Source organism: Peterkaempfera podocarpi, assembly GCF_042466665.1.
Taxonomy (GTDB): Bacteria; Actinomycetota; Actinomycetes; order Streptomycetales; family Streptomycetaceae; genus Peterkaempfera; species Peterkaempfera podocarpi.
Genome location: NZ_CP162102.1, coordinates 7,415,490 through 7,438,654, shown reverse-complemented (window position 1 = coordinate 7,438,654; position 23,165 = coordinate 7,415,490). Strand labels below are relative to the sequence as shown.

Genomic DNA, 23,165 nt, shown 5'->3' with positions numbered 1-23,165 from the left:
TGCTCAGCGCCGCCGGTCCCCGGACGGTGCAATGGACGACGAGCACCAGTCCAGGCGGAGGATGGCCAGGTCGTCGGCGTGCCGCCCGGCGTTGAGGCCCCGGACGGTGGAGATGACATGGTCCAGCTGGCCCTCCGCGTCGGTCCGCGAGGTCCGGTCGATGATGTCCAGCAGACCCTCGATGCCCAGCCGGTCGCTGCCCCGGCCGGTGTGCCCCTCGATCAGACCGTCGGTGTAGAGCGTGAGCGCCCCCGTGGCCGGCAGTGTGAGCTCGGTCGGGAACCAGTGGCGCAGGCCGGGGGCGATGCCCAGGGCGACCCCGTGCTCCGCGTCGAGGACACGGGTGGTGCCTTCGGCGGTCAGCAGCGGCTCGTGATGCCCTGCGAGGTACACCTCGGCCGCGGCCCGCGCGGGGTCCAGAGTGAGCAGTGCACAGGTGGCGAAGGTGTCGTCGCGGGTCCTCTCGGCGACGAGCATCTGCTCCAGCAGGTCGAGCAGACCCACCCCGCGATGGCCGGCGAAGGTCAGCGCACGCCAGGTGATGCGCAGGCTCACGCCGAGGGCGGCCTCGTCCGGTCCATGGCCGCTGACATCCCCTATCACGGCGTGGACGAGCCCGTCGTCGGTCTCCACGGCATCCAGGAAGTCACCGCCGAGCAGGGTGCGCTCGCGTCCCGGCAGATAGCGGGTGGCGGCGGTCAGCGCACTGCCGGAGAGCAGCGGCTTGGGCAGCAGGCCGCGTTCCAGGCGGGCGTTCTCCTCCGCCCGCAGACGGTTGGCCTGGAGTTCGGCGTTGGCCCGCTCGGCCTGCTTGCGGTGCACGGCGTAGCGCAGCGCCCGCAGCAGCAGGTCCGGTTCGACGCTGCCCTTGACCAGGTAGTCCTGGGCTCCGGCCGCCACCGCCTCGGCTCCGGCCTGCGACTCCGCGAGGCCGGTCAGCACGATGACGGCCGCATGGGGGGCTGCCTTCTGGATCTCGGTGACCCCTCGGGTGCCGAACGCGTCGGGCAGATGGAGGTCGAGCAGCACGCAGTCGGCCATTGACGAGGACAGCTCGGAGCGGGCCTCGGCCAGGGTCTGGCGCCAGACCAGGGTGTGCTGGAGGCCGGTGTCGGCGAGGAGTTCCTCGACCAGCAGGGCATCGCCGGCGTCGTCCTCGACGAGAGCAGCACGCGGTAGTGCGCGGGTGCTCCGGAGCCCGTGGGGTCCGGCAGGGGGTCGTCGGCTCCACGGAGGGCGGCAGGGGTCACGACGCATCCTCGCCCGGGGCGGTGTCGACGCTGTCCGCGGCGGTCGGCTCGGAGCCGGACTCCGGGTCGGGCGACGGCGGATCCTCCTCAGGGGCGGGGAGGGTGAAGACGATGCGTGTGCCGGAGGTGTGGGCGGTGTCGATGTGGATGGTGCCACCGTGGAACTCGACGATCTTCCGGCACATCGCCAGGCCGATGCCGCTGCCCGGATAGGCATCCTTGGTGTGCAGTCGCTGGAAGATGACGAACACCTTCTCCGCGTACTCCGGGTCGATGCCGATGCCGTTGTCGGTAATCGCGAAGCGCCAGAGGCTCCCGTCCCGGACGGCCTCGACACGGATGCGGGGCGGCCGTTGCGGATCGCGGAACTTGACCGCGTTGGAGAGCAGGTTCTGCCAGAGCATCCCCAGCTGGGTCGCATCGCCCGCCACGGTGGGCAGCGGGTCGTGGGCGACCTCGGCGCCGGACTCCTCGACGGCCACGCTCAGCGCGTCGAGCGTCGCCGCGAGGACGTGCTCCAGATCGACCACGGCGTGCTGGTTGTGCACACGGCCGACCCGGGAGAAGGCCAGCAGGTCATTGATCAGGATCTGCATCCGGTTGGCGCCGTCGACGGCGAAACCGATGTACTGGTTGGCGCGTTCGTCGAGCTGGTCGGCGTAGCGGCGCTGGAGCAGCTGGCAGAAGCTGGCGACCTTGCGCAGCGGCTCCTGGAGGTCGTGGGAGGCGACATAGGCGAACTGCTCCAGCTCGGCGTTGGACCTCCGCAGGTCGGCGGCCTGCTCGTCGAGGACGCCGCGGGCGTGCTCGGTGAAGTCGAGTTCGTCCGCGAGCCGCCGGCGCATCGCCTCCACATCCGCTGCGAGCCGGCGCAGATCGGCGGGGCCGCCGGCGGTGACGGCGTGTCCGAAGCTGCCCCCGGCGACCCGGCGGGCATCGGCCGACAGCTGCTCCAGCGGTACGGTCACACCGCGCCGCAACCCCTCGAAGATCAGCGCGGCCAGCAGCACGATCAGTGCGGCGATGGCGCAGAAGACCACGTTGCGCAGCGCCATGGCGTGTTCCAGGTCGGCCCGCGCGGTGGCGCGGGACTTCTGGAGGTGCTGCTGCTGGGCCGAGGTGGCCGCGCGTACCGCGTCGAAGGTTGTCTTGCCCTCGTCGGCGCGCTCGGCGGCCAGCGCGACCGCCGCACTGCCGGCGGGTGCGGCGGCCACCGGACGGGCGATCCTGGCCTGCCAGGTCGCGGCCCGGGCCAGCACCTCCTCCAGGTCGGCGCGCGCCCTGCGGTCATGGGCGACCAGCGGCCGCAGGCTGTCCACGGCTGACTTCTGCTCGGCGAGCCCCTGGGCGTACGGCTGGATGAAGTCCCGTTGGCCCGTCAGTCCGTAGCCTCGGATCCCGGTCTCCTGGTCGACCAGGGCTGCTTCCAGCCGCACCGAGAGGGTCAGCGCCGGCGATCCGACATCCACCAGCTCGGTCGTGGCCGTGCCGGTCCGCGCCAGCGCCCACACACCCAGGCCGCCGAGGAGCGCCAGCACCGCCAGGGAGGCACCCACTCCGGCACGCAGCAGCTTCCGCGTCGTCCAGTTCCGCGTCGTCCAGCCGGCTCTCGGACCCCTGTCACCACCCCGGTCCGCGCCCCGCACGTCGTCACCCACCGCCGGCTGCGCCGGCAGCGTCTCGATCCCCACGTCCCACCCTCCGTGCTCCCTCCTCCCGGGGTACGGAAGGGCAGTGCCGCGCCAGTTGGGCCACCCTGGTCCAGGACGGCAGGGACACAGTACAGCGACATGACAACCCCTGTTGTCGCCCTTCGAACTGATCGCCTAGGGTGATGCCATGCCCGGCACACACTTCTCCTCGGTGCAGACCGAGGATCAGATCGCCGCACTCGCAGAGCAGTCGGTGAGCGAGCTGGCCCGCCGTCTGGCCGACCGGGCGTTCCAACCGCTGGCGGCTCCCGGCGACGACGCGAGCACCACGGAGCGTGCCGCCAGCCTGGCCTATCTGCACACGCTGGTCTATCTCCAGAAGGCAGTCGAGCGTCTGGCCGACCAGGCAGCCGAGGAGGCCGCCAGAGCCGGCGCCGGCTACCCGCAGCTCGGGAAGGCCTGCCGCATCACCCGGCAGGCGGCCCGGCGCCGCTGGCCCGGTCTGGTGACCGCCCAACCTCACCGCCCCGCCACGCACACCGACCGGAGCCGATGATGATGATGGCCGCGCCCGCACGCCCCTATGACGTCCTGCTGGTGGAGGACGACCGGGCTGACGCCATGCTCATCGAGGACGCTCTGCTGGAGCGGGGCGGGGCCCGCAAGCTGACCCATGTCGAGGACGGTGTCGCGGCCCTGGAGTACCTGCGCGACCCGGAGAACACCCGGCCCGACCTCATTGTGCTCGACCTCAACATGCCGCGCATGAACGGCCGCGAGTTCCTCACGGTTCTGAAGCACGACGAGAATCTGCGTGCCATCCCGGTGGTGGTGCTCACCACCTCCGCGGCGCCGGACGATGTCTCCGGGGCCTACCAGCGTCACGCCAACGCTTATGTCACCAAGCCCGTCAACCTCGACGACTTCATCCGCGCCGTCCACAGCATCGACACCTTCTACCTGGACACGGCCGCCAAGCTGCCCCGCGACTGACCTGCGGCGACTGCGGACATGTCACCGGGCGGGGTCCGGCACGGCCGGACGACGCCCGCAGTGGATGGTGCACGGTTGATCGTGCACGGTGCCGGGTCGGTTGCGGCGGGGCCTTCGGATCGTCCCCCAGGCCTCACCTGGCCGTCGGCCACCGCCCGGACACGGCGACGGGACCCTGGCCGCCCTTATGCGGGCTGCCAGGGTCCCGTCGTTCAGCCGGTTGGCCCGGCTCGGGTCCGCTCATGGAATCGAGCGGTACGGGGACAGGAGTGCCGGACCGGTGATCGGACCCTGCACGCCCTGATCCCCTGGGTTCTGCGTCCGTCGCTGTGAGGCTACGGACGCGCTGGGTCACCAGTATCCGTGGCCGCCGTGGCCGCCATAACCGCCGTACCCGTGACCGCCGTAGCCGCCATAACCGCCGTACCCGTGACCGCCGTATCCGTGGCCGCCGTATCCGTGGCCGCCCCAGCCGTAGCCGCCGTACCCGCCATAGCCGCCGTAGCCGCCGTAACCGCCGTAACCGCCGTAACCGTGACCCCAGGGGCCCCAGTGCTGCTGGGAGGTGGAGGTCGCGGAGTGCGTCGGCGTGGCCGAAGCGGCTCCGGCCGTGGCCAGTGCGGCACCGCCGACCAGCATCAGGCCGCTGGCGCCCAGCGCTGCGGCTCGCACAAAACGATTGGTGGACATAAAGCCACCACCTTCTTCAGAGAGGATCGATGGCACCGACCCCGCCCGGCCGCCCCCGAGCGTCGGAGAGGAACTTTCCCGGCCTCGGCCCGTGAGGGCCGACGAGGTCGTTTCGGCGCGCCGTGAGTGTTTCTCCCCAGGAACACCCATCCCAAATCCCCCCAAATAGAACTTTAAACGATTTATCTCTCTTGAGGCGAGGGCCTGATCGCCGCGAGGGGGCCCTCGCCTCCGCCGTCCGGCCCGGCCAGGCACTCAGGACGGATTGGGCTCCGGGTTGTGCCCCGGCTGCGCCAGGAAGTCGAAGTCGCAGCCCTCGTCGGCCTGGGTGATGTGCGTGGCGTACAGCGAGCCGTAGCCGCGCTCGAAGCGGGGCGGAGGCGGCTGCCACTCGGTGCGGCGCCGCTCCAGCTCGGCGTCGTCCACCTCCGTCCGCAGCACCCGGCCGGGCACGTCCAGGGTGACCAGGTCGCCGGTGCGCAGCAGGGCGAGCGGCCCGCCCACATGGGACTCCGGCGCCACGTGGAGCACGCAGGTGCCGTAGCTGGTGCCGCTCATCCGGGCGTCGGAGATACGGACCAGGTCCTTGACCCCGCGTTCCAGCAGATAGGCGGGGATGGGCAGCATGCCGTACTCGGGCATGCCCGGTCCGCCGAGCGGACCGGCACCCCTCAGCACCAGGACGGTGTCCTCGGTGATGCCGAGTTCGGGGTCGTCGATCCGCTGCTGGAGCTCCTGGTAGGAGTCGAACACCACGGCGGGCCCGGTGTGGCTGAGCAGCCGGGGGTCGGCCGCCAGATGCTTGATCACCGCCCCGCCCGGGGCGAGGTTGCCGCGCAGCACCGCGACGCCGCCCTCCGGGGACACCGGGTCCTGCGGGGTGCGGATCACCTGCGGCTGGTGGATCTCCGCGCCGCTGTAGTAGGAGGCGAAGGGCTTTCCGGTGACCGTGGTCCGCTCGGGGTGCAGTGCCTGCGGGACCTGTGCCAGCTGGGCAAGGAGCGCGGGCAGGCCGCCCGCGTAGTAGAAGTCCTCCATCAGGAAGGCGCCCACCGGCCTGACGTCCGCCAGTACCGGCACCCTGCGGCCGATGGCGTCGAAGTCGTCCAGGGAGAGCTTGACGCCCACCCGTCCGGCCAGCGCGATGAGATGGATCAGGGCGTTGGTGGAGCCGCCGAGGGCCAGCACGGTCGCGGCGGCGTCCTCGAAGGCCTCCCGTGTCATCACCGCCGCAGGGGTCAGCTGCTCGTGCACCAGCGCCACGGCGCGGGCCCCGGAGGCCGCGGCCATCCGGTGGTGGGCGCTGTCCACCGCCGGGATGGACGAGGAGCCGGGCAGCGCCATGCCCAGCGCCTCCGCCGCGGCGGTCATGGTGGAGGCGGTGCCCATGGTCATGCAGTGGCCCGGTGAGCGGGCCAGACCGCACTCGACCTGCGCCATCTCGCACTCGCCGATCCGTCCGGCCCGGAACTCGTCCCAGTACGCCCACAGATCGGTCCCGCTGCCCAGCGTGCGGCCGCGGTGGTGCCCGCGCAGCATCGGCCCGGACGGCACCACCAGGGCCGGCAGCCCCGCGCTGGCCGCGCCCATCAGCAGGGCGGGGACGGTCTTGTCGCAGCCGCCCATCAGCACCGCGCCGTCCACGGGGTAGGAGCGCAGCAGCTCCTCCGTCTCCATGGCGAGCAGGTTGCGGTAGAGCATGGGGGTGGGCTTCTGGAAGGTCTCCGACAGTGTGGACACCGGGAACTCCAGGGGGAAACCGCCTGCCTGCCACACCCCGCGCTTCACCTGCTCGGCACGCTCGCGCAGGTGCATATGGCAGGGGTTGATGTCCGACCAGGTGTTGAGGATGGCTATGACCGGCTTGCCCAGGTGCTCCTCGGGCAGATAGCCGAGCTGGCGCATCCGGGAGCGGTGGCTGAAGGCGCGCAGCTTGCCGCCGGTGGCGCCGTCGCCGAACCAGGCGGCGCTGCGCAGCGGGACGGCCGCCGTGCCGTCGCCCGGCCCGTGCTGCGGCTGCTGCGACGGCGACTGGGGTTCGCTCTGCGAGGGGAGGGTCTCCCCGATGGTGTCGATCACAGCCAGCCACCGTCCCGCCACTGGTTCGTCAGCCCGGCGACCCGGGTGCGCAGCTCCTCCGGCAGCAGCCGGGACGGGGCCCGTACGGTCCGTCCGCAGAGGCCCAGCTGGGCCAGCGCCTCCTTGACCACGGTGACGTTGTCCGCCGAGGCGTCGGCGGCACGCAGCTCCTCGAAGACCCGGACCCTCTCCCACACCGCCATCGCCTTGGGGTAGTCCCCGCCCCGCAGCGCCTCCAGCAGCGCGGTGGACAGCTGGGGGGCCACATTGACCAGGCCGGAGGTGAAGCCGGTGGCACCCACCGCCCAGTAGCCGGGGGCCGAGAGCTCGGCCAGGCCGGCGATCCAGGTGAACCGTTCAAGCCCCGCGTCGCGCGCCACCGAGGCGAAGCGCACCGGGTCCGGGACGGCGTACTTGACCCCGATCACATTGGGGCTGTGCTCCGCCAGAGTGCGGATCTGCTCGCCGCCGATACGCGCGTCGCGCACATAGAGCACCACGCCAGCTCCGGCACCGAGTCGGCGATGGCGCGGTGGTACTCGATCCAGCCCTCGGCCGAGCGGTAGGGGTGCACCGGCTGATGCACCATCAGCGATCCGGCCCCGGCCTCCCGGGCGTGCCGGGCGGCTGCGACTGCGGTGCCGAGGTCCAGTCCCACTCCGGCCATGACCTCGGCGCGGCCTGCGGCCGCCGCGACGCCGGACTCCACCGCGCGCCGGGTCTCCGCGCCGGTCAGGGCGTAGAACTCGCCGGTGTTGCCGTTGACGGTGATGACCTCCACGCGGTGCTCCACCAGGCGGCGGACCAGTGCGGCGTGGGCGTCCCACTCCACGCTGCCGTCCTCGCGGAAAGGTGTCACCGCGATGGCGACCACCGTCGCCAGGCGGGCGCGCAGCACGTCGAGAGGGGAGGGACTGTCGGGTGACTCGGTGCTCATGTGCGGCCCTGCTCCGTTTCGCCGGCGGGGAAGTTGCGTGCCTGGAAGGCGCTGATGTGACCGTGCATCCGTGCGCGTACCTGCTCGTGGTCCCCGGCTTCGGCCGCGCTGAGGATCGCCCGGTGCTCGCGGGCCTCCTGCTCCCAGGAGGGCTGCTCGACCCAGGCCGCACTGGACACCAGCGCCGTCTGGTCGCGCAGTTGGTCCAGCGACTTCACCAGCAGGGGGTTGCCGCAGCCGGCGTACAGGGCGCGGTGGAAGGCCCGGTTGGCCAGTGAGCGGTCGACCCTGTTGTCGGCCCGGTCGGCCGTGTCCAGCGCCGCGCGGGCCTCCTGCAGAGCGGCGGGCGAGAGCACCGTCCGCCCGGCGGCCACCGGTTCGAGCAGCAGGCGCATGTCGTAGACCGCGCGCGCCAGCGCGGAGTCGACCTCGCGGACGGTGGCGCCCTTGTACGGGAGCATCACCACCAGTCCGCTGCCGGCCAGCTCCTTGAGCGCCTCGCGGACCGGCGTCTTGGAGACGCCGAGCTGCTCGGCCAGTTCGGTCTCGACCAGGGGCCGGCCCGGGCTGAGCTCACCGGCCAGGATGGCGCGCCTGATGGACTCCCGCACCGCCTCGGTGCGGGAGGGCAGGGCTCCCGGTCGGGAACTGCCGTGCTGCGCAAGGGTGTGGGACACGGTGAGGACTCCGGCCGCGCGAAGGGAGATGAGATCTCATATACGATACGCGATCAAGCTAGAAGCAGCGTCGCCCAGCCGTCAAGCACCGTCCACGGAACGTCGGCAAGCAGGGCCCGCAAGCCGCCGAGCCTCATGAATTGATTCACATCGTAGGGCTGTCCTCTTGACGAAGATCCCAAGAGAACATAAATTCTCAGCATCGTGAAACGATTCACTTTCATTGCGGGACAAAGTGGGCCGACCTTGCCTCCGTGAGGAGGACTGCCGCCGAGTCCCGGGCGATCGGGACGCCCTCGTGGGAGTACGGCCCACCGGCCCCGCTTCACGGTGTTCACCCGGCCCGGAACTGCCTCGTCCCGGGGCGGGGCACCAACACTGCCGCGCTCGCCCGCCCCGGCGACCCGCACTCCCGGCCCCGCACCCCTGGCACCAAATCCCGCACGCCCCACCCGGCCGTCCCCGTCCGAGCCGTCGGACCGTGCCCAGGCTCGGCGCGCGCCCCGCGACCGTGGGTGGTCCCGGCGCGGTCGGCGGACGGGCGCAGCGCCGGGTGCGCCCGGCACGCGGTGCCCCTGCAACCCGGCACAGTGTGCCCGTGCAGCCCGGCACGCGGCGCCTCGTACAACACCGGAAGGAACGGAATGACCGCACTGGAATGGCTCCACGTCGACGGCGACCGGCTCGCCGACGAACACGGCCGCACGGTCGTGCTGCGCGGCGTCGGCCTCGGTGGCTGGATGAACATGGAGAACTTCATCACCGGCTACCCCGGCAGTGAGCAGGACATCCGCCGGCTGCTGCGGGCCTCGATGGGCGAACGGGCCTACCAGGCCTTCTTCGACACCTTCCTGGTCGACTTCTTCGACGAGGCGGACGCCCGGCACCTCGCCTCCCTGGGCATGAACTCCGTGCGCATCCCGGTCAACTACCGGCACTTCGAGGACGACGACCGGCCGATGGAGTGGAAGGAGGCCGGGTTCGCCGCGCTCGACCGGGTCGTCACCCTGCTCGCCGAGCACGGCCTCTACTCGGTCATCGACCTGCATGCGCTGCCCGGCGCCCAGAATCAGCACTGGCACAGCGACAACCCCACCCATCGCGCCGCGTTCTGGACCCACCGCCACTTCCAGGACCGCGCCGTGGCGCTCTGGGAGGAGCTCGCCGAGCGCTACAAGGACCGGCCGGAGGTGGCCGGCTACAACCCGGTCAACGAGCCGGCCGAGCCGACCGGCGAAGCGCTGCTCGCGTTCTACGACCGCCTTGAGCGCGCGATCCGGGCGATCGATCCGCGCCATGTGCTCTTCCTGGACGGCAACCGCTACTCGACCGACTTCTCCGTCTTCGCCCGGCGCGGCGAGCCGCTGCCCAACTGCGTCTACACGGCGCACGACTACGCACTGCCCGGTATCACCAGCGCCACCGAGTACCCCGGCGTGACCCGGGGCGAGTACTTCGACCGCTCGGTCCTGGAGCGGACCTTCCTGCGGCGGACCCAGTACATGCGCGAGACCGGGACGCCCGTCTGGATCGGCGAGTTCGGCCCCGTCTACTCCGCGGACCGCTCGCAGGACCCCTGGCGGCTGGCACTGCTCCGCGACCAGCTGGAGATCTACCGCGAGCACGGGGCCAGCTGGGCACTGTGGACCTACAAGGACATCGGCCTCCAGGGGCTGGTCTCCGCAGCGCCCGACAGTCCCTATCTCGACCGTGTCCGCCCCGCGCTGGAGCAGAAGGCGCGGCTGGGTGCGGACTCCTGGGGCGGTTCGGACGCGGGCGTCCGTGACGTGCTGGACCCGATCGAGGCGCTCTTCGAGCGGGAGTTCCCCGGGTACACGCCCTACCCGTGGGGGACCAGGCCGCACATCGCCGTGCTGGTGCGCCACATCCTCTTCGCCGAGCCGCTGGCCGAGCGGTTCGCCCGGCTCTTCGAGGGCGTCTCGGAGGAGGAGGCCGTCGAGGCGGCCCGCTCCTTCCGGTTCGACCGCACAGTGGAGCGCTCCGGTCTGTCGGCGGTGCTGCGACAGCATCTGCTCGACGCCGCACCCGCCCCGGCGGGCGGTGCCTCCCACTGAGGACCCCGGCCGGTCGGCCCCCTGCTCCCCGCGCCGCCGGGGAGCAGGGGGCCGACGGCTGCTGCGGGACACATTGCGCAGTGCCACGGCAGCCGGGGCCGGGACAGCGCCACGAGCCGCACCGCGCCCTGGACCGACCAGGGCGCAACACCGTCCCCAACGCCCGGTCGTGCTACGGCAGCGGCACCAGGCCCTCGTGCCGTACCGACCAGCCCGGCCCGAACCCCGGGGCCGTGCCCGGCCGGCCCCGGGACCTGCCGTCCCAGCCCCCGGCCATCAGCGCCAGCGCCATCAGCAGGCCGCCGTTGCCGGGGAGGTAGAGCGGCAGTGAGTCGTCCTGCCGGTTGTGGCCGTTGGGCAGATAGTGGTTCTTCGGCCGGTCCAGCAGCAGCGCCTCCACGGCGAGGTCCGGGCGGCGCAGCCGGGCGGCGGTCATGGCAGCCATCGGGAAGTCCCAGCCCCAGGCACTTGCCCAGTCCCAGTCGTCGAGCACCGCCTCCAGGGTGCGCTCCATCGTCGCCGGGTCCACCAGCGGCGTCGCCGGGACCACGCCCAGCGCACCGAGCATGCTGGGGTGGTCGGTGCGCAGCGTGTACGGCGCCACGTCGATCGCCGCATAGACGCCGTCGCATACCCGTGGGGGGACCATGTGCTCCGCGACCTGCCGCCACCGGTCGCAGCGCGGCAGGCCGAGCCGGGCCCGCCAGTCGTCGGCGACCTTCAGCGCCCAGGCCCAGTAGGCGAGTTCAAAGGTGGGGTTGCGCAGCCGGCGGCGGTCGGCTGCGTAGGACTCCTGGGCGGGGATCAGCGGCGGGGCGAGTTCGAAGCCGCGCTCAGTGCGCTGCGGCAGCGCGGCCATGAAGGCCGCGGTGTCCAGGACCAGCGGTGCCCAGCGCTCCAGGACGCCCCGGTCGCCGGGACGGGCGCGGCGGACCAGTTCGGCGAGGTGGATCGGGTGGGGTTGCTGCCACAGCAGGAACGGTCCGATGTCGCTGGGTGTCTCCGCGCCGTCCGGACCCACCTGCTTGGGCCAGCGGGCGCCGGGGAGCCGCTGGCGGGCGGCGGTGGCCCGGGCGAGCGGGCGCACCGACTCGTACCAGCCGAGGCTGCGCTCCAGCAGTTCCGGCCGGCCCCATGCGGCGAAGTGCGCCGCATGCCACCAGTGCATCTCCAGGTGGAACTTGCCGCGCCAGGAGTTGGCGGTCAGTCCGGTCTCCGCCGGCGGCGTCGAACCGGCGCAGTGGATCCGGGTGAGGTACTGCGAGAGCACCGTACGGCGTTCCAGCTCGGCGGCCTGCGGATGCTCGCTGTCCGACAGGTCCATGGCCGCCCCGGACGACCAGAAGGAGGCCCACCCCGCGGTGGACGCGGTGCAGACCTCCTCGGCGGTGAGGGCGGGCCCATCGGGTGCGCCCCGGGATGCGCCGTCGGGCAGGAACTCCACGGCTGCGGCGAGGCGTGTCCGGCTGCCGCGGACGATGACGCGGTGGGACCCGCCTGCCTGTGCGCTGAGCCCGGGGCCGCAGACCCGGGCGGTGTAGCGGGTGGCGTCGAGTGTGCGCTCGATGCGCCACCCGCCGTGGTCGCGGAGCAGAGTGGTCCGGTGTGCCTCGGGACGCGACCAGTCGGCGGCGTCCCCCCATGCCTGCGAACCGTAGGGGAAGGCCAGCACCAGGCCGACCTCCGCGCCGTCCTCCGCGGTGACCTCCACCCCGACCGCGTCGCGGTCGGGGTGGACGGCCGTGCGGACGGTGAAGCGGCGGCAGCGCAGCCGGAACCGGCTGGTGACCACTCCGGACGCCAGATCGAGGTCCTGGTCGATCTCGCTGAGGTCCGCGGCGTGCAGAGGCCCCTCGGAGTCCGCCGTCCACAGGCCGATCCTGCCGATGTCCAGCCGGTGCGGGTTGGCCCTGAGCCACTCCTCGGTCGGGGTGAGGCCGCTCTGCGCCGTGGCCGACAGGGTGCCGCCGAGGTCGACATAGTCGACCGGACCGTGCGCCGTGTCGTAGCGGCGCAGGGTGGAGGCGAGTCCGTACGCCTCCTCTTCCCGCGCGGGCGTGGAGTGCCATCCCCACTGGGCCATGGTCGCCAGGAGCGTTCCGGTGCCCTGTCCGTACCGGTCGGGCAGCGGGTAGCGGTGGGGCAGCGACTGCAGGCCGGTCACGTCCAGGGTGAACGCGAACTCGCCGTTTCCCACGGCGAGCGGGGACTGCCCGTGGATCTCGCGCACCGCGATGCGGTGACGCGAGACCACGGCCGCGCGGTCGACGGTCATGCCGAGGCCAGCGCCTGCGCCATCTCGGAGACCCACTCCTTGGCGGCGTCGGCGGGGGACTTCCTGCCGAACAGCACGTCGGAGTCGAGCTTGGAGGTGGTGTCGTTGAGCGAGGAGCCACCGGCCGGGGGCGCCGGGGCGGCGGGAGCGCCGTTCTTGGCGACCAGGTCGATGTAGGCGGCGTTGGCCTTGCCCGCCGTGTCCAGCGACGGGGCGACGGCGGCGCGCACATCGCTGTTGAAGGGCAGCCCTCGGTCGTCCAGGATCTTCTTGCCCGCGGCGGCGGAGTCGACCAGGTAGCCGACGAGCTTGGCCGCGGCCTCGGCGTGCGAGGACTTCGCCGAGATGCCGTAGTACTGGGACGGCAGGACGGTGGTGCCGGGCTGCTTGTACTCCGTCTCACCGGGGATGGACACCAGCTGCAGCTCCTGCCCGGACGCGCCGGCGTAGGCGCCCAGCAGGTTGGAGAAGGCGATGGTCATGGCCGCCTTGCCCTGGCCCATCAGGGTCTGCTCCGGCGAGGCCGCGGCGACCTCCTGGATGACCTCGGCGGAGGGTATGCCCTTGCCCTTGAGCAGGTTCTGCTCCATGGAGAGGTAGTCCTGGACGGTCGAGGCGTCGACGCCGAGTTTGCCCTTGTCGTCGAAGATGGGTGTGCCGCGCTGGGCCGTGTAGACACCGAGGGTGTCGTTGACCCGCGGCTCGAAGCCGTAGGTGCCCTTGGGGCTCTTGGCGGTGATCTCGTCGGCGAGGGTGACGAACTGCTCCCAGGTCCAGGACGTGGTGTCGGGGAGCGCCACACCGGCCGCCTTGAACACGGCGGGGTTGATGATCATGCCGACGGCGTTGCCTCCGGTGGGGACGCCGTAGAGGGTGCCGTCGAACTTGGCGGCGGCGAGGGTGGACGCCGGGAACTTCGACAGGTCCAGCTGGGCGGAGACGCTTTGGAGGTCGAGCAGCGCGCCCCGGTCGCTGTACTCACGGGGGTAGGCGCCGCCGAGCGTGATGACGTCGGGGGCGTCGCCGGCGGCGGTCTCGGTGGCGAGCTTGTCGAAGTACGACTTGAAGTCGCTGGTCTCGGTCTCGACCTTGATGTCCGGGTTGGCCTTCTCGAAGTCGGCCAGGACGCTCTTGGTGGTGGCGGCACGCTTGTCGTCGCCCCACCAGGCGAACCGGATCGTGGTCTTGCCGTCCGAGCTGCCCCCCGATCCGGAGCAGCCGCTGAGTGTCACCAGGGTGGCGAGCGCGGCCGCGGCGGCCCCCGCCTTCAGCAGTTTCCCGGACGTCTTCCGCATCGTGCGCCTCGTCTCTCGTGACGTGCGGTGAGTGGGACCGCACGTGCTCGGGGGTGTGGCGTCGGGCCCGGGTCCGCCCAGGACAGCGGTTGCCGCGCACCGGATCGAGAAATCGATTTCTCGGGGCGAGAAGTTAACGGCGGTGTCACATGGTGTCAACGCCCGGCAGGCGATGCCGAAGGAGCGTCAGCGCACGGGAACGGGGCCGCTGCTGGCCCGCGCGATCAGTTCGGGCTGGAAGATGGCGGCCTCGCCGCCGTCCTCTCCGCAGATCAGGGCATGCATACGGGCCCAGGCCTGCACACCGATCTCCTGCCACGGCACGGTCACCGTGGTGAGGGAGGGGGAGATGTAACGCGCCAGCGGAATGTCGTCGAAACCCGTGACCGACAGATCCTCCGGGACCCGCCGCCCGCGCTCGGCCAGACCGGTGAGCAGCCCCACCGCCACCAGGTCGTTGAAGGCCAGCGCCGCGGTCGCCCCGCTGGCCAGCACGGCGTCGGTCGCCGCGTGGCCGTACGCGGACGAGGAGCCGCCGGCCACCCGGTGGATGACGACCCCGGGGGCGCCCGCGGCGAACTCGTCGAGGCCGCGCAGCCGCTCGGTGTTGGAGATGCTCATCGCCGGACCCGCGATGTAGACGAGACGCCGGTGCCCCAGGGCGTACAGATGGCGGGCGAGCACCATGATCCCGGCCCGGTAGTCCACCGACAGCGACGGCACCGCCGGGTTCGGCGCGGGCCGGTTGACCAGCACCAGCGGATGCAGCCGCGGCGCCAGGCGCTCCAGGACGTCGGCGGGCATACGCGGCGCGCACAGCACCACGGAGTCGCACCGCCGGCGGGTCTCCATCGCGAGCAGCTCCTCCTCCTGCGGCGACTCGCCCGAGTCGGCGATCAGGACCCGGTAGCCGTCCTTGGAGGCGGCCTTGGTCAGCCGGTGCAGCAGGTCCTGGAAGGCGGGATTCCCCAGGTCGGGGACGACGAAGGCGACCGTCTTGGTCTGGCCGAGCACCAGGCTGCGGGCGAGCGGGCTGGGGGTGTACTGCAGTGCCGCGGCCGCCGTGCGCACGCGGTCGGCGACCGAGCGGTCGCCGACGAACCGGCCGTTCATCACCCGCGAGACCGTCGCCGGCGACACCCCGGCCTTGGTCGCCACATCCGTGATGGTGGGTCGGCCGGAGCGGTGGTTCCGCGTCACGTGGCTCCTTCGGTGTGCTCCGCGCTGCGCGTCGGTGATGGGCGGTTGGAGGATACGGGCACCCGGTGGCGGGGCGGGCGGCAGCTCTCCCGGCGCGGCGGAACGGGGGTTGACCTCACTGTGAGCCGTGCCATACTCGGCGGCGAGAAATCGCTTTCACGAGTTGAGAACCCTCTGGTTCGCAGCATGGCGAAGGAGTCGTCCCACGTGAGCAGCATCGGTGAACTCCGTACGCTGGCCCGGTCCAGACGGTCCGGACCGGGCGCCAGGCCGGAGCAGAAGGACAACCGCGTCGCGTATGTGTTCCTGATCCCGTGGCTGCTCGGCGTCGTGCTCATCACCATCGGGCCGGTACTCGCCTCGCTGTACCTGTCCTTCACGAATTACAACCTACTCCAGCCACCGCACTTCACAGGATTCGCCAACTACGTCCAGATGTTCGGCGACAGCGAGTTCTGGACCTCGCTGAAGGTCACCCTGCTCTACGTGGTGTTCTCGGTGCCGCTGCAGCTGATCCTGGCCCTCGGCCTGGCGCTGCTGCTGGACCGGGGGCTGCGGGGGCTGTCCTTCTACCGCTCGGTGCTCTATCTGCCGTCCCTGCTGGGGGCTTCGGTGGCGGTCGCCATCCTCTGGCGCCAGGTGTTCGGCAGCGACGGCCTGGTGAACCGGTTCCTCGACCTCTTCGGCATCCACGGCCCGGGCTGGATCTCCAACCCCTCCACGGCGCTGAGCACCATCGTCCTGCTGCACATCTGGACGTTCGGCTCGCCCATGGTGATCTTCCTCGCCGGACTGCGCCAGATCCCGCGCATGTACTACGAGGCCGCGGAGGTGGACGGCGCGAGCACCCTGCGCCGCTTCCGGTCGGTCACCCTGCCGCTGCTGAGCCCGATCATCTTCTTCAACCTGGTGCTGCAGATCATCTATGCGTTCCAGTCGTTCACGCAGGCCTTCATCGTCTCCGGGGGGACCGGCGGTCCCAGCGACTCGACCCTCTTCACCACGCTGTACATCTACAAGCAGGGCTTCGGCAGATTCCACATGGGCTATGCGTCCGCGATGGCCTGGGTGCTCCTGGTCATCGTCGCCCTCTTCACCGCTGTGAACTTCTGGTCTTCACGATTCTGGGTGTTCTATGACGACTGATTCCCTCCCGCAGACGTCGGCCGGACCCGCCGGCACCCCGGCACCGGCCACCACCCCCACGGCGCCGGACCGGCAGCGGCGGCGCGGCAGACGGCACATCACCGCGGCGGCCAAGCACACGCTGCTCGTCGTCCTCTCCCTGATGATGGTCTACCCGCTCATCTGGCTCGTCCTGAGCTCGTTCCGGCCGAGCGACCTGATCTTCCGGGAGCCGGGGCTGAGTCTCAAGGGCCTCACCCTCGCCAACTACTCCAACGGCTGGACCGCCCTGGGGTCGCCGTTCGGCAAGTACCTGCTCAACTCGGCGACACTGGTGCTCGGGGCGATCATCGGCAATCTGTTCTCCTGCTCCCTCGCCGCCTACGCCTTCGCACGGCTGCGGTTCCGAGGGCGGAACCTGCTCTTCGCGATCATGCTGGGCACGATCATGCTGCCGGTCCATGTCGTCATCGTCCCGCAGTATGTGCTCTTCTCCCGGCTCCACCTGCTCAACACCTTCCTGCCGCTGATCCTCCCGAAGTTCCTCGCGACGGATGCCTTCTTCGTCTTCCTCATGGTCCAGTTCATCCGCGGCATCCCCCGTGAACTGGACGAGGCCGCCCGTATCGACGGCGCCGGGCACCCGCGGATCTTCCTCCAGGTGATCCTGCCGCTGATGGTCCCCGCCCTGGTGACCACGGCGATCTTCACCTTCATCGGCACCTGGAACGACTTCTTCGGTCAGCTCATCTATCTGACCAAGGAGGAGAACTGGACCGCCCCGCTGGCCCTGCGGACGTTCCTGGACGCGGAGTCGGCCTCCAACTACGGCGGCATGTTCGCCATGTCCGTGATCTCCCTCCTGCCGCTCTTCCTGGTCTTCCTCGTCGGTCAGCGCTGGCTGCTCCGGGGCATCGCGACGACCGGCATCAAGTGACCTCCGCCCACCACCCCAACGAAGGGACCGAGGTGCCCTCCTCCTCCACGCCGCTGCGCTACGCCCTGGTCGGGACCGGCTCGCGCGCCCAGATGTACATCGACGCCATCACCGGGGTGCACTCCCCGGTCGCCGAGCTGGTGGCCTGGTGCGACACCAACCCAGGCCGGCTCGACGTCTACGAGGAGCACCTGCGGCGGGCCCCGGCGGTGCCGCCCGTCCGCTTCGCCCCCGACGCCGTGGCCGACGCGGTACGCCGCCACTCCATCGACCGCGTCATCGTCACCACCCCGGACTTCACCCATGCGGACGTCGTCGTGGCGGCCCTGGAGGCCGGCGCCGACGCGGTCGTCGAGAAGCCGCTCACCACCAGTGCGGAGGGCGTCCGCCGGATCGCCGAGGCCGCGGAACGCACCGGCCGCAAGGTCACCGTCACCTTCAACTACCGCTACTCCCCCCGCAACACCGCACTGAAGCAGATCATCGCCTCGGGTGAGATCGGCGAGGTCACCTCGGTGCACTTCGAGTGGCTGCTGGACACCGCCCACGGCGCCGACTACTTCCGCCGCTGGCACCGCGACAAGGCCAACTCGGGCGGCCTCCTGGTGCACAAGTCCTCCCATCACTTCGACCTGGTGAACTGGTGGCTGGCCGACACCCCCGCACGGGTCTTCGCCAGCGGCGGGCTGCGGTTCTACGGGGCACGGGCGGCCGCCAGCCGAGGCCTCGGGCCGCGCCCGGAGCGCGGCACCACCGACTCCCCGCTGCGCGACGCCTTCAGCCTCGACCTGCGCCATGAGCCCCAGTACAAGGCCCTCTACCTGGACCAGGAGCACCACGACGGCTACCGCCGCGACCAGGACGTCTTCGACCCCGGCATCACCATCGAGGACAACATGTCCCTGGTCGTCGACTACGCCTCGGGCGCGTCCATGGCGTACTCGCTCAATGCGCACGCGCCGTGGGAGGGGTACACCGTCGGGATCAACGGCACCAAGGGCCGCGCCGAACTCACCGTGGTGGAGCGCGGTTCCGTGACGACCGACGCCGACGGCCGGGTGATCATCGACCCCAGCGCCCGCCCCGACCTCGTCGCCGACGACAAGGAGCGCCCCGTGAGTGAGCGGCTCGTCGTGCAGCGCCACTTCGAGCCGGCCCGCGAGGTGGCGATCCCCCAGGCCGACGGCGGCCATGGCGGCGGCGACGCCGTGCTGCTCCACGACCTGTTCGTCGGCGCGGGGGAGGACCCGCTCGGCCATGCGGCGTCCTGGCGGGACGGCGTCACCTCGGTGGTGGTCGGCCTGGCCGCCAACCGGTCGCTCGCGAGCGGTGCGGCGGTGCGCGTCGACCAGCTCGACCTCGGTGCGGCAGCGTCTCTGCTCACCGGCACCGCGCCTGGGGGCGGGGCCTGAGCCACGACGTCACAGGCGGCCCCCGTCCCGTCCTCGCGGTCGCTGCCGCGAGGACGGGACGGGGCCGGACGGTGCCCCCGCCCGGGTGTGCGGGCCCCCGCCCGGGCCGCACAGCCGAGTTGCGGCCCGGGCAGCCCGGCGTTCCACTGGGCATGACCGATGGGCCCGATCCGGTCTGTCCCCCGGTGCGGGAGTCGCCGCAGCACGTTGGAGGATCCCCATGTCCGCACGGCCACGCACATCCGTCGGCATCGTGGTCGCGGTCACTGCGATCGTCTCCGCGCTGACCTGGGCGGGGGCCGAGGTTCCGGCCCAGGCGGCGGGTACCCCCTGGCTGAAGTGCCCCTCCGGGGACCCGCCTGCCTATTCGACCGGGTACACCCGGGTTGTGCTGACCAACGCGGAATTCAGATTCCAGGCATGCCGGACCCCCGGTGGGTCGCTGACCCGTACCAAGCTCTCCTATGTCAAGCGGAAGGGCCTCCCGGTGGACATCGCCCTCGCATGGGAGTGGGTGACCCGCGACGGGAAGGAGACCCGCATCCCCGACGAGCCCAACGGCGGCGACCCGTTCTTCCACCGCATCGCAGCCGGGCAGACGCACACCGTCGACTTCTCGTTCAAGGCGGCCGGCGCCGACGGCCGGCGCCCGGCCCCTCGGTTCTCGTGCATCCAGGGCGTCCTTCAACTCGCCTCCGCGGGGGCACCGGCGAAGACCTATCTGACGCCCAGAGCGTGCTTCTGACGCCGTTCTGCGCCGCCGCGCAGTGCCCGCCCCCTCGGCGGCACGGCCGATAGGCTTGGGTATCCGCAGGAAAGCGACCGGGGGGATCCGCATGGCCGAGAACGCAATCCGGATGGAGGCCGCGGCGGCCGGCGACCCCGCACAGGCCTGCCCGATCAGTCCGGTGGTGGACATCGTGTTCAGCCGGTGGACCACACCGATCCTGTGGACCCTCCATACCCACGGCCGCCAGCGGTTCGTCGAACTGCAGCGGCAGATCGCCGTGATCACACCCAAGGTGCTGACCCAGCGGCTGCGCCAGCTCGAACGCGACGGACTGATCGTGCGCACCCACCACCCGGAGGTCCCCCCGCGGGTCGAGTACGAGATCAGCGAACTCGGCCGCAGCCTCGCCCCGCTCTTCGCCCACCTCGCCGATTGGGCCACCGCCAACCTGGACAAGGTCGAGCAGGCCCGGCACGACCACGATGCCGCTCCCGCCCGCTGACCGTACGACGCTGCGCCCCGGGGCCGTCCACCGGCCTCGGGGCGCAGGTCATGCCATGACGGTCCCTCAGGTGGTGATCTTGCCGGTGCCGGCGCCCGAGCTCACGGTCGACTTCACCGTGTTGGGGTCGTCGACGGTGTAGGAGTACGGGATGCTGCCGACGCTGCCCGACGTCAGGATCGCGCCCGAGTTCACCAGGACGTTGTTGCGCGCCACGATGCTGCCGGCGCTGGAGCTGCCCTCACCGAGGTGGGTCGGGTCGGTGATGTTCTCGAAGTAGTTGCCCTCGACCAGCACCCCGGCGTTCTCCGTCGAGGCGATGGCGTAGCTGTAGTGGTCGGGGCCGCCGCCCATCGTGTAGTAGTTGTTGAACACATGCACCGCGGTGCCGAAGCGCACCCGGGGGTTGCGCTCGTAGCAGTTGCTGAACTCGTTGTGGTGGTACGTCACCCGCAGGTGCCCGGTGTCCTCGGAGGCGTTGCTGTCGCTGTGTCCGACCAGCGAGCACTTGAAGTGGTCGTGGAGGATGTTCCAGGAGACCGTGATGTAGTCGGCCGCGTGGGTGATGTCGAGCAGACCGTCGTAGTAGTCGATGTCGTGGCTGAGGTCGCTCGACAGGTCGTTGTGGTCGATCCACAGGTTGGTCGAGCCCTCGATGTGGATCGCGTCACCGTTGCCGTTGCCCGCGAGCACCTTGGAGATCTTCATATTGCGGATGATCACGTTGTGCACATTGCGCGCGTTGATTCCGCAGCCGGTCAGACCGGAGCTCGCTCCCACCCCGAGGATCGTCTTGTCCGAGGCGACCCGGACATCCGCGGAGCAGCTGAAGTTGCCGTTCACCCGGATGATCTCCGGGCCGCCGGCCGCGACAGCGGTGTTGAGCGCGTCGATCGAGGTGACGGTGACGGTGCTGCCGCCGGCACCGCCGGTGGTCCCGCCGTTCTGGGTGGCCCAGCCGACCAGACCGGCGCCGGACTGCGGCGGGGTGGTCGGGGGCGTGGTGGGAGGTGTGGTCGGCGGGGTGGTGGGGGGCGTGGTCGGCGGGGTGGAGGACGCCGCGGTGAGCGTCCAGCTCTTGCTGGTCACCGAGTCGCAGGAGTTCTGCTGGACCAGTGCGCCGGCCGCGGTGGAGTTGTCCTTGGTGTTGAGGCACTTGCCGCCGTTGCTGTTGACGACCTGGTAGGTGCTGCCGCTGACCAGGGCGAGCGTCCAGTTCTGGGTGGCACTGCCGTTGCAGGTCTGCTGCTCGACGGCCTTGCCCGCGCTGGTGGACGCGTCCTTGACCCCGGCGCACTTGCCGCTGTTCCCGGCCGCCAGTGTGTAGCCGCTGCCGGCCGCATTGAGCTGCCAGGTCTGGGCGGCCGCGTTGTTGCAGGAGTTCTGGACCAGTTGGGTACCGTCGGCCGTGCTGGAACCGGGCACCTCCAGGCAGAGCCCGCTGGCGGCGTTCTTCAGGCTGTATGCGCCGGCCGCCGGGGCGGCCGCGGCGGAGCCGCCTGCGAGCAGCGCGGTCATGGCCGCGGCGATCAGCGCCAGAACCGCGACCAGGACGGAGGGCGCTCGGCCCCGGCGCCTGCGAACAAGGGTGCTTCTGATGCGCACGATCTGTTCCTTTCACCGCCTGCGGTGCTCGCCGCAGGAACCAATGGGGTGGGTTTGGTGCGGCGGGAAGGTCAGGGCACTGCCGACTGCCTCGCGCGTTCCAGAGTATGAACTCTGTTCGTGTACTTGAACGGACGGTACGACACGTGACTGAACGCGTCAAGAATTCGGGAAGTCATCGACTGACGTTCGATCAGAAGACCATCGTGGCCGCGATGCTGCGGTCGGCGCCGTGCCCGCAGCCGCCGAGGCGCGGACACCGGCCGGTCGGCGGACGGTCCCGCACCGACCGGGCAGCCGACCCACCCGTGCGACAGGGGCATCCCGCAGGCCGGCGGAGCGGGGCGGGGCCGCGGGCTCAACGGTCCGGACGGTCACGGGAGGCGCCAAGTCCCCGGGATTGCAGGACGCCGAGGTGGTGGCGCGATGCGGTGGTGGCGCGATGCGGTGGTGGCGCGATGCGGTGGTGGATGCACAGAGCGGCGGCCACCCGCTGATGATGCGTCATGGCCGCTACAGCTGGGGGCAGGTGACGCCCTTGGCCTGCGGCGACGAACGGGGCGCCACAGGCCCGGACTGCGCCCCCGGCACGGCCCAGGGCTTGACTGACACTTCACGCCGGTAAGGCGTGCGGCGTCGGGTGCAGGGCCTCTCCTCGCCGGAACCGGGCAAGGCAAAGGCCCTTCCTCGCCGGAAGCGGCAGGGAAGGGCCTGTCCTGCCCGATGGCAGGCGAGGACGGAGAGTGCCGCGCCCGGGGGTACCTCCCGGCCGACGGCTGGGGGACCGTCGCACGCCGGGCGGGAAGCGTCGGACCAGCGCCGGCTCAGCCGCCGATCGGCACCGCCTCGCCGCTCACCCGCACCCGGGTGTCGTCCGGGTCGACATCGACCAGCAGCCTGCTGGGACGGCCCATGTCCTCGCCCTGGCGGAGCGTGATCCTCACCGGCTCCCGCACCAGCCCGAGGGTACGCAGATAGCCGCCGAACGCGGCTGCGGCCGCACCGGTCGCAGGGTCCTCCACCACGCCGCCGACCGGGAAGGGATCGCGCACATGGAACTCCCGCTCGGCCCCGCGCCACACCAGCTGGAGGGTGGTCCAGCCGTACCGCTGCATCACCTCGGCGAGACCGTCGAAGTCGTAGTCCAGGTCACCCAGCCTGGCCCGCGAACCGGCCGCCAGCACCAGATGCCGTACCCCGCCGAAGGAGACGTGCGGCGGCAGTTCGGGGTCAGATCGCCCCTCCCCCAGCCGAGCGCGACCAGAGCCGCGTCGACCTCGGCGGGCTCGGCCGGGCGGGAGGCGGTCGCGACGCTGGTGAGCGTCGCACGGACCGTGCCGGAGCTGTCCGCGGCCGTCGTCACCGGGATCTCCCCCGCCGGGGTGTCGAGCAGCAGGTCACCCGGCCCGATGCGGTCGGCCAGCGCCACGGCGGTCGCGATGGTGGCGTGGCCGCAGAACGCCACCTCCGCGAGCGGGCTGAAGTACCGCACCGAGAAGCGCCGCTGCGGCAGGTCGGCCGCGGTGACGAAGGCGGTCTCGGAGAAGCCCACCTCGGCGGCGAGTGCAAGCATCTCCGCGTCGTCGAGCCCGGAGGCGTCCAGGACCACACCCGCGGGGTTGCCCCCGGCCGGGTCGGCGGTGAAGGCGGCGTACCGCAGGGTGTCGGCGGTGAGGATGTCGGCTGTGGTGTCGGCGTTCATGACACCTACGTTTCCACCTCGCTCGCATC

Annotated in this window: 17 protein-coding genes and 2 pseudogenes; 8 read left to right on the top strand and 11 right to left on the bottom strand. The window is 71.3% G+C overall.

The window, feature by feature from the left end; all coding sequences use genetic code 11:
* Window positions 1–3: 3 nt before the first annotated feature.
* On the bottom strand, window positions 4–1,257 hold the full coding sequence (locus AB0761_RS32690; RefSeq protein WP_377272846.1) for a PP2C family protein-serine/threonine phosphatase: 1,254 nt from the start codon (window positions 1,255–1,257) through the stop codon (window positions 4–6).
* On the bottom strand, window positions 1,247–2,896 hold the full coding sequence (locus tag AB0761_RS32685; RefSeq protein ID WP_377274455.1) for an ATP-binding protein: 1,650 nt from the start codon (window positions 2,894–2,896) through the stop codon (window positions 1,247–1,249). The genes AB0761_RS32690 and AB0761_RS32685 overlap by 11 nt, the downstream gene beginning before the upstream one ends.
* Window positions 2,897–3,089: 193 nt before the next feature.
* On the opposite strand from AB0761_RS32685, the gene AB0761_RS32680 reads away from it, so the two are divergent.
* Window positions 3,090–3,458, top strand: coding sequence for a hypothetical protein (locus AB0761_RS32680; protein ID WP_377272845.1), 369 nt, complete (start codon window positions 3,090–3,092; stop codon window positions 3,456–3,458).
* Window positions 3,459–3,460: 2 nt separating this feature from the next.
* The gene (locus AB0761_RS32675; protein WP_377274453.1) at window positions 3,461–3,895 is read left to right on the top strand and encodes a response regulator; all 435 of its coding nucleotides are present in this window, start codon (window positions 3,461–3,463) and stop codon (window positions 3,893–3,895) included.
* Between the two features lie 351 nt (window positions 3,896–4,246).
* Here the strand turns inward: AB0761_RS32675 and AB0761_RS32670 are convergent, their stop codons facing one another.
* From AB0761_RS32670 to AB0761_RS32655, 4 genes and pseudogenes are all read right to left on the bottom strand, one after another.
* Entirely contained in the window at window positions 4,247–4,585 is a 339-nt protein-coding gene (locus tag AB0761_RS32670; protein WP_377272844.1) for a hypothetical protein, read from the bottom strand.
* A gap of 255 nt (window positions 4,586–4,840) precedes the next feature.
* Window positions 4,841–6,562 (bottom strand): L-arabinonate dehydratase, encoded by a 1,722-nt coding sequence (araD, locus tag AB0761_RS32665; RefSeq protein ID WP_377274451.1) that lies wholly within the window; start codon window positions 6,560–6,562, stop codon window positions 4,841–4,843.
* A 98-nt stretch (window positions 6,563–6,660) separates the two neighbouring features.
* A pseudogene (locus AB0761_RS32660) lies at window positions 6,661–7,601 on the bottom strand (dihydrodipicolinate synthase family protein).
* Window positions 7,598–8,278 (bottom strand): GntR family transcriptional regulator, encoded by a 681-nt coding sequence (locus AB0761_RS32655; protein ID WP_377272843.1) that lies wholly within the window; start codon window positions 8,276–8,278, stop codon window positions 7,598–7,600. The pseudogene AB0761_RS32660 and the gene AB0761_RS32655 overlap by 4 nt, the downstream one beginning before the upstream one ends.
* A 644-nt stretch (window positions 8,279–8,922) precedes the next feature.
* Here AB0761_RS32655 and AB0761_RS32650 point away from each other — a divergent pair.
* On the top strand, window positions 8,923–10,353 hold the full coding sequence (locus AB0761_RS32650) for a glycoside hydrolase family 5 protein (protein ID WP_377272842.1): 1,431 nt from the start codon (window positions 8,923–8,925) through the stop codon (window positions 10,351–10,353).
* A 172-nt stretch (window positions 10,354–10,525) separates the two neighbouring features.
* Here AB0761_RS32650 and AB0761_RS32645 read toward each other — a convergent pair whose 3' ends face one another.
* The 3 genes from AB0761_RS32645 to AB0761_RS32635 form a co-directional block, all read right to left on the bottom strand.
* Window positions 10,526–12,628, bottom strand: coding sequence for a hypothetical protein (locus tag AB0761_RS32645; RefSeq protein WP_377272841.1), 2,103 nt, complete (start codon window positions 12,626–12,628; stop codon window positions 10,526–10,528).
* Window positions 12,625–13,923 (bottom strand): ABC transporter substrate-binding protein, encoded by a 1,299-nt coding sequence (locus tag AB0761_RS32640; RefSeq protein WP_377272840.1) that lies wholly within the window; start codon window positions 13,921–13,923, stop codon window positions 12,625–12,627. Before AB0761_RS32640 ends, AB0761_RS32645 begins: the two co-directional genes overlap by 4 nt.
* 186 nt (window positions 13,924–14,109) lie before the next feature.
* Complete coding sequence (locus AB0761_RS32635; protein WP_377272839.1) at window positions 14,110–15,123, bottom strand: LacI family DNA-binding transcriptional regulator; 1,014 nt, start codon at window positions 15,121–15,123, stop codon at window positions 14,110–14,112.
* 207 nt (window positions 15,124–15,330) lie between these two features.
* Here AB0761_RS32635 and AB0761_RS32630 point away from each other — a divergent pair, with 207 nt between their 5' ends.
* The 5 genes from AB0761_RS32630 to AB0761_RS32610 all read left to right on the top strand — a co-directional run bounded on the left by AB0761_RS32630 (window position 15,331) and on the right by AB0761_RS32610 (window position 19,829).
* The gene (locus AB0761_RS32630) at window positions 15,331–16,269 is read left to right on the top strand and encodes a carbohydrate ABC transporter permease (protein ID WP_377272837.1); all 939 of its coding nucleotides are present in this window, start codon (window positions 15,331–15,333) and stop codon (window positions 16,267–16,269) included.
* Window positions 16,259–17,185, top strand: coding sequence for a carbohydrate ABC transporter permease (locus tag AB0761_RS32625; protein ID WP_377272836.1), 927 nt, complete (start codon window positions 16,259–16,261; stop codon window positions 17,183–17,185). The genes AB0761_RS32630 and AB0761_RS32625 overlap by 11 nt, the downstream gene beginning before the upstream one ends.
* Window positions 17,182–18,597: a Gfo/Idh/MocA family protein gene (locus AB0761_RS32620; protein WP_377272835.1), complete on the top strand. Its 1,416-nt coding sequence runs from the start codon at window positions 17,182–17,184 to the stop codon at window positions 18,595–18,597. The genes AB0761_RS32625 and AB0761_RS32620 overlap by 4 nt, the downstream gene beginning before the upstream one ends.
* Before the next feature lie 220 nt (window positions 18,598–18,817).
* Window positions 18,818–19,342 (top strand): hypothetical protein, encoded by a 525-nt coding sequence (locus tag AB0761_RS32615; RefSeq protein ID WP_377272834.1) that lies wholly within the window; start codon window positions 18,818–18,820, stop codon window positions 19,340–19,342.
* A 91-nt stretch (window positions 19,343–19,433) separates the two neighbouring features.
* On the top strand, window positions 19,434–19,829 hold the full coding sequence (locus AB0761_RS32610; RefSeq protein ID WP_377272833.1) for a winged helix-turn-helix transcriptional regulator: 396 nt from the start codon (window positions 19,434–19,436) through the stop codon (window positions 19,827–19,829).
* A gap of 66 nt (window positions 19,830–19,895) precedes the next feature.
* On the opposite strand, the gene AB0761_RS32605 is transcribed toward AB0761_RS32610, so the two are convergent.
* Together AB0761_RS32605 and AB0761_RS32600 are read right to left on the bottom strand one after the other, a co-directional pair.
* A complete protein-coding gene (locus tag AB0761_RS32605) occupies window positions 19,896–21,434 on the bottom strand; it encodes an RICIN domain-containing protein (RefSeq protein WP_377272832.1) in 1,539 nt (512 codons plus the stop codon).
* Window positions 21,435–22,258: 824 nt separating this feature from the next.
* Window positions 22,259–23,136, bottom strand: a pseudogene (locus tag AB0761_RS32600) (PhzF family phenazine biosynthesis isomerase).
* Between the last annotated feature and the right edge of the window lie 29 nt (window positions 23,137–23,165).